This is a genomic window from Pseudomonas sp. 05T35, assembly GCF_056396605.1.
In genome coordinates, this window is record NZ_JBFTLU010000482.1 from 1 (window position 1) to 3,262 (window position 3,262).

The following is a 3,262-nucleotide window of genomic DNA, read 5'->3' on the forward strand; positions in this document are numbered from 1 at the left end:
AGCAGGATGGGCGCAGCAAGCGTTACCGCCTGAGCCTGGAGTTCTTTGCCTTGGCCGCCCGCGCCGGCAACACCGGCAACCTGCGCGATCTGGTCAGGCCGAGCATGCTGCGGCTCAGTGCTTCGCTGGGGGATTCGCTATTTCTGCTGGCGCGCAGCGGCTTCGATGCCATCTGTCTGGACCGCAGTGAAGGGCCTTATCCGATCCGCACCTTTACCGGCGATATTGGTGGGCGGGTGGCCTTGGGAGTGGGGCAAGGCAGTCTGGCGATTCTGGCGTTCCTGCCCGAAGACGAGCGCGAGACAGTGATCCGCTACAACCTGCCGAGGCTCAAGGACTTCCACCTGTATGACGAGGTGTTCCTGCGCTCGGAGGTGGAAAATGTCCGTCGTCTGGGTTATGCCGCCCGCAACACGGGTGCATTGCCAGGCATGGCAKGGCTCGCCGTTCCCATACTCAACCGCGACGGACATGCCGTGGCCGCACTCAGTGTGGCGACCATCAGTGACCGATTGGGGCCGGACCGATTACCTACCGTCGTGGAAATGCTCAAGCGCGAGGCCGCGGCCATCGGGCCGAAGATCAACCCGTTCGATCCGACCCTGCGTCGGCCTTCGCAAATATTCGGTGGGCAAGGCTGATATCTCATTTCGCGTGTATAGAAATGATGCGAGCTTTCAGGTCGTCCATGAACGTCTCCAGCCTGTTCGAAACGCTATTTATCCAGGGTATTCAACGATAGAGCGACATGCTGTTTTGGATCCAATACAATCGAGTTGGAATAATGCAACTCATTGTTATTAAAGGAATTTCTAAGAAAACACAGCTAACCTTTTCCGGGTGCCTGCCGATGGCACGTTTACAGGACACAGGGAGCTGCAGGAATGAGAAACAACCAACCCGTTACACAACGTGAAATCGCGCTTGCACCGCAACAAAAACTGATCTCGACAACAGATGCCCGAGGCGTCATCACTTACTGCAATGACGCCTTCGTCGAGATCAGTGGTTTCGACCGAGCCGATCTGATTGGCGCCCCTCAAAACATCGTTCGCCATCCTGATGTGCCACCCGCCGTTTTTGCCCATATGTGGGGTGCTCTCAAGCAAGGCAATCCCTGGATGGGGATCGTCAAGAACCGCTCCAGGAATGGCGATCACTACTGGGTCAACGCTTACGTCACACCGATTTTTGAAGGCAGCCAGGTGGTTGGTTTTGAGTCGGTCCGGGTCAAACCTACCGCCGGACAGATCCGCCGCGCCGAAGCCCTCTACAAGCGTATCAGTCAGGGAAAACCGGCCATTCCCACTCGAGACAAATGGCAACCTGTCCTCGAGGAATGCCTGCCGTATCTGGTGATGGGGCTGGCGGGCACTGTGGGAGGGATGTTCCTCGATTCCACGCTGGCTTTTGTCGTCGCGGCAGGCATTTCGGTTCCGCTCGGGCTGATGACGTCCCGCTGGCAAAAGCAAAGTACGCTGCGTCTGTTGCAGATGGCTGAACCTTCCACGTCCGATCAACTCATTGCACAGATGTACAGCGATGAGCGGGGGCCTCAAGCACGATTGGCAACGGCCTTTGTCAGTCAGGACGCGCGCCTGAAGACCTGCCTGACGCGCCTTCAAGACACTGCAGAGCAACTCAGCGGGCTTGCCGGAAGATCCAACGTTCTGGCGTCCGATAGCTCACAAGGTCTTGATCGCCAGCGTGTCGAGACCGAGCAGGTGTCCGCCGCGGTCAATCAAATGGCGGCGACCACGCAGGAAGTTGCGAGCCATGTCCAGCGCACCGCTGACGCCACCCAAGAGGCTAACCAACTGACCGGGCGCGGACGCGATGTGGCCAGAGACACCCGCGAAGCCATCGAGCGTCTTTCCGCCGTGGTCGGTGAAACCGGGCAAACGGTGGCGCAGTTGGCCAAGGACAGCAATGAAATCGGCACAGTCGTCGACGTGATCAAGGGCATTGCCGATCAAACGAATCTGCTGGCCTTGAATGCCGCGATCGAAGCTGCACGTGCTGGCGATATGGGACGAGGCTTTGCCGTGGTGGCTGACGAGGTTCGTCAGTTGGCGCAGCGCACGTCCGAGTCGACGACACAGATCCATGGCCTGATCACCAAGCTCCAGGCGTCCTCCAATAACGCTGTGCAGGCGATGGAAAGCGGTCACCGTCAGGCCGAAGAAGGTGTGGCGTGGGTGCTTGAGGCAGACCGGGCGTTGGTGGGGATCAGTGAAGCAGTGGCCAATATCACCGACATGACCACTCAGATCGCGGCCGCTACCGAAGAGCAAACCGCCGTTGCCGAGGAGATCAGCCGCAATATCAGCACCATTGCGCATTTGGCCGATCAGACCTCAGAGCAAGCCCATCACTCGGCAGAGCTCAGCAACGAACTGACTAAAACAGCGGCTACTCAGTACTCACTGGTCGAGCGGTTCAATCGATAGCCTGATTCTCTGCGTATATGGCAGCAGTGCCACGCTGATCCCGAAGCAGGTGGGGTTGGCGTGGCACAAGCCGCGCAGGGCAGGTTCGTTTGGATTGCGCGGTGGAGTTTCGTGGATTGATTCTCACAGGGTGATGAGTGATGGGTTGCCGGTCGGTTTCAGTCTGCGTTGTTCCAGCCCCCTCCCAGCGCCACGACCAACCCGACACTCGCCTGCAATTGCCGGGTCTGTAGATCCTGCAAGCGTCGCTGCGCCTGAAGAGCGGCGGTTTGTGCGGTCACCACATCCAGATAATTCACGGCCCCGGCTTCGTAGCTGTTCATGGCTAATGCCTGGGTCGTTTGCGCGGCGTTGACGGCGGCCTGCTCATCCTCAGCCTCGCGCTGCAGGTCACGCATTTGCGCGAGGTTGTCTTCGACTTCGCGTACCGCTCGCAACACCTGACTGCGGTAATGGGCGGCCGCTTCTTCGAACTCGGCCTTGGCCTGGCGCTCGTTGGCATCCAGGCGACCGCCGTCGAAAATCGGCAGATTGACCAACGGCCCCAGCGCCCAATAGCGGTTGCCGGCGGCCAGCAGATTGCCGCTGCCGGCGGTTTGCCCTCCGAGCAGCCCCGTCAGGCTGAAGTCCGGGTACCAGGCCGCTCGGGCGACACCAATGCCGGCGTTCGYGGCAAAGACTCTTCGCTCGGCTGCTGCGACGTCCGGGCGCCGTTGCAACAAGGTGCTCGGAAGCGCGCCGGGTATCGATGGCAGATTCAGGGCCTGGCTGTTTGCGTCCAGATGGAAATCACTGGCCGGTTGGCCAACCAG

At 59.7% G+C, this 3,262-nt stretch carries 3 protein-coding genes and 1 pseudogene; 3 read left to right on the forward strand and 1 reads right to left on the reverse strand.

Translation table 11 applies throughout. The features are described from left to right. The 3 genes and pseudogenes from AC1DH9_RS25660 to AC1DH9_RS25670 all read left to right on the forward strand — a co-directional run. Positions 1 to 641 (forward strand): IclR family transcriptional regulator (locus AC1DH9_RS25660; protein ID WP_477809028.1); only part of this gene is annotated, 641 nt, incomplete at its 5' end. A gap of 243 nt (positions 642 to 884) precedes the next feature. Beyond that, positions 885 to 1,160 (forward strand): annotated as a pseudogene (locus AC1DH9_RS25665) (PAS domain-containing protein); the annotation flags it as partial. Between the two features lie 198 nt (positions 1,161 to 1,358). Then, positions 1,359 to 2,450, forward strand: a complete 1,092-nt coding sequence (locus AC1DH9_RS25670) for a methyl-accepting chemotaxis protein (protein WP_427540513.1) — start codon at positions 1,359 to 1,361, stop codon at positions 2,448 to 2,450. A 158-nt stretch (positions 2,451 to 2,608) separates the two neighbouring features. Here the strand turns inward: AC1DH9_RS25670 and AC1DH9_RS25675 are convergent. Beyond that, positions 2,609 to 3,262: efflux transporter outer membrane subunit (locus AC1DH9_RS25675; RefSeq protein ID WP_477809029.1), on the reverse strand; the 654-nt coding region annotated here is incomplete at its 5' end.

What these genes read in the sequence shown, in the direction of transcription:
- AC1DH9_RS25670 (WP_427540513.1), top strand. Translation starts at nt 1,359, where the DNA reads ATGGGGCTGGCGGGCACTGTGGGAGGGATGTTCCTCGATTCCACGCTG.